This is a genomic window from Bergeriella denitrificans NBRC 102155 (assembly GCF_001592185.1).
Lineage (GTDB): Bacteria > Pseudomonadota > Gammaproteobacteria > Burkholderiales > Neisseriaceae > Neisseria > Neisseria denitrificans.
The window spans coordinates 1-2,584 of sequence record NZ_BCWL01000258.1 but is presented as its reverse complement, the minus strand read 5'-3'; the positions used below and the strand labels follow the sequence as shown (position 1 = coordinate 2,584).

General features: G+C 58.5%; 2 protein-coding genes. One reads left to right on the top strand and one right to left on the bottom strand.

Annotation, left to right across the window (positions count from 1 at the left end; genetic code table 11):
• Positions 1-100: 100 nt before the first annotated feature.
• Positions 101-1,897 (bottom strand): protein-disulfide reductase DsbD, encoded by a 1,797-nt coding sequence (dsbD, locus tag BDE01S_RS09925; protein ID WP_066081023.1) that lies wholly within the window; start codon positions 1,895-1,897, stop codon positions 101-103.
• A 270-nt stretch (positions 1,898-2,167) separates the two neighbouring features.
• Between dsbD and BDE01S_RS09920 the strand changes: the two genes are divergently transcribed.
• Positions 2,168-2,524 carry an MmcQ/YjbR family DNA-binding protein gene (locus tag BDE01S_RS09920; protein WP_066081020.1) on the top strand — a complete coding sequence of 119 codons (357 nt, stop codon included), beginning with the start codon at positions 2,168-2,170 and terminating at the stop codon, positions 2,522-2,524.
• The last annotated feature ends 60 nt before the right edge of the window (positions 2,525-2,584 follow it).

The window sequence follows — 2,584 nt, the reverse complement described above, 5'->3', positions numbered from 1 at the left end:
CGTGTAAACGGCGGGCGCGGGCAAACAAAAAGCCGTCTGAAAAATCCGTTGCTGCGAAGCCGGATTTTTCAGACGGCTTTTATTAAGGGATTAATAGTAATCAGCGCGCATTCTGCCGATACCATTCGATAAACGCATCGGGCTTTACAAAGCCGAGCAGCGGCTCGCTGCGGCTGCCGTCGGCGCGGACGACAAACACGCCCGGCGGGCCGAACAGGCCGTATTCGCGCAGCAGCGCCTGATGTTCGGGCGTGTTGGCGGTGACGTCGATTTGGAAGAAACGCGCCATATCGACGGCTTCATGCACCTGCGGCTGGTTGAGCGTGTAAGCGGCCATTTCTTTGCAGGAGACGCACCAGTCGGCATAAAAATCCAGCAATACCGGCTGCGTAGGGTCGGCTTTGAGGGCTGCTTCCATTGCGGCTTTCAGCGCGGCGGGGTCGGTAAACATCTGGCCGTGGCCGCTCTCTTGGCCGGAAGCGGCGGGCGGAATCAGCGTCAGGAAATGGTGCAGCGCGGTGGTTTGCCGCTGGCTGCTCTGCCAGCCGAACCAAGCGCCGCCGATCAGCAGCAGAAAGCCCAGCAGCATGGCCGCGTTTTTCAGACGGCCTTTCTGCGTGCCCGCGCTAACCAGCAGCCACAGGGCGGGCACAATCAGCAGCAGGGTGTAGAGCGCGGCCACTAGGGCGTAAGGCAGATAAGGCGTAGCCAGATACACCGCCACCGCCAGCAGGATAAAGCCGAACGCGGCTTTGATGCCGTTCATCCAGCTGCCAGCACGCGGCAGCACATGGCCGCCGAAAGTGCCGATGGCAATCAGCGGCACACCCGTGCCCAGCGCCAAGGCATACAGCGCGATACCGCCCAAAACCGCATCGCCGGTCTGGCCGATATAGCCCAGCGCAAAAGCCAGCGGCGGGGCCACGCAGGGGCCGACAATCAGCGCAGAGAGCATGCCCATCACGAATACGGAGGCGATTTTGCCGCCGGAGAGTTTGTTGCTCTGGTTTTGGAAATACGATTGCAGCGCGTTGGGCAGCTGGATGTTGAACAGGCCGAACATCGACAGCGCCAGCACCACCATCAGCGCGGCTGCCGCCAGCACCACCCACGGCTGCTGCAGCCATACGGTCAGCAGTGCGCCGGTGAGGCCGGCAAATACGCCGACCAGCGTGTAAGTGAGCGCCAAACCCTGCACATACACCATGGAAAGAGCAAACGCGCGGCCTTTGCCGGCATTTTTATCGCCGACCACGATGCTCGAGACAATCGGCAGCAGCGGATACATACAGGCGGTGAAACTCAGCCCCAGCCCGGCGAGAAAAAACGCCAACAGATTGGCGTTCAACGTATCCCACGACAATTTGAAGCGGCTGCTGTCGCTGCTGCGTGCGGGCGCGGATTGGCTTGGGGCGGCGGGGCGGGTAAAACGCTCTTTGGCGTTGGCCGGCGCGGCGTTTTGCGGCTCATACAAGCCGTTGCCTTCGATGTCGAATTCGGTGGTTTCCGGCGGATAGCACACGCCCACTTCGGCGCAGCCCTGATAGTTGAGCAGCAGCTTGTATTTCGGCGCGGCTTTCAGATAGGGAAAATTCGCCTGCGCGGCGTGATGGTAAACGGTTTGCTTGCCGAAAAACTCGTCTTCCTTCTCTTCGCCCGGGCTGTATTGCGGCGCCCCCAGCAGGCCGTCCGGCTCGGTGTCGGCGGTCAGCTTGCTTTGGTAGAGGTAGTAGCCGTCTGCAATTTTGAATTGCACGTTGATGCCTTGCTCGGTCACGTTGACCTGCGGCACAAATGCCTGCTCGGGCGGCAGCAGCTTGGAAGCATCGACGGGCGAGGCGTAAGCGGGCGCGGCCAGCGCGAACAGCACGGTGAAAAAGGAGAGCAGTGTTCTCATGGGATACTTTCGGATTTGCTAGTTCAAAAGTAGTATTGTTTGAAACGATGTTCGCATTATAAGCATAAACCGGTGTAGGGTAAACCGACTTTTCGGCGGCGCAGGTTCTGCTACAATGGCCGTAGTGCCGAGCTGTTTCAGGCAGATAAGGTATGAAGGCGCAGGCGGCGGATACGGCAAAAGCCGTCTGAAAAAGAGTAAATCAAATGCATGATTTATGCCTGCTTTCAGACGGCTTGGCGATACGGTAAACAGATTGCGGAATAAGCAATGAACAAAGAAAAGCTGGCCGCCCGGATTAGGCAGCGCTACGGCGTTCAAGCCGATTATCCGTGGGCGAAATACCCCGATTATGCGGTCTATCGGCACGGGCACAACCGCAAATGGTTTGCGCTGCTGATGAGCGTGCCGTCTGAAAAACTGGGGCTGGCCGGGCGCAGCGGCAAAATCGACATTGCCAATTTCAAAGTGCGCCCGGAGTATATCGGCGCATGGCGCAGCCAGCCGGGTATTTTGCCGGCGTATCACATGAATAAGGCGCATTGGGTGAGTGCGGTGCTGGCCGATTGCGACGAAGCTGCGTTGCTCAGTCTGTTGGCCGACAGTTTTGCGCTGACGGAAAAATAATATAGTCGGAGAGTAAATTTTGATACAAGGCGAACCAGTGCTGTAGCAGAAATGACTCTC

Coding starts and splice junctions, on each gene's coding strand:
- dsbD (WP_066081023.1), bottom strand. CDS start 1,897: ATGAGAACACTGCTCTCCTTTTTCACCGTGCTGTTCGCGCTGGCCGCG.
- BDE01S_RS09920 (WP_066081020.1), top strand. CDS start 2,168: ATGAACAAAGAAAAGCTGGCCGCCCGGATTAGGCAGCGCTACGGCGTT.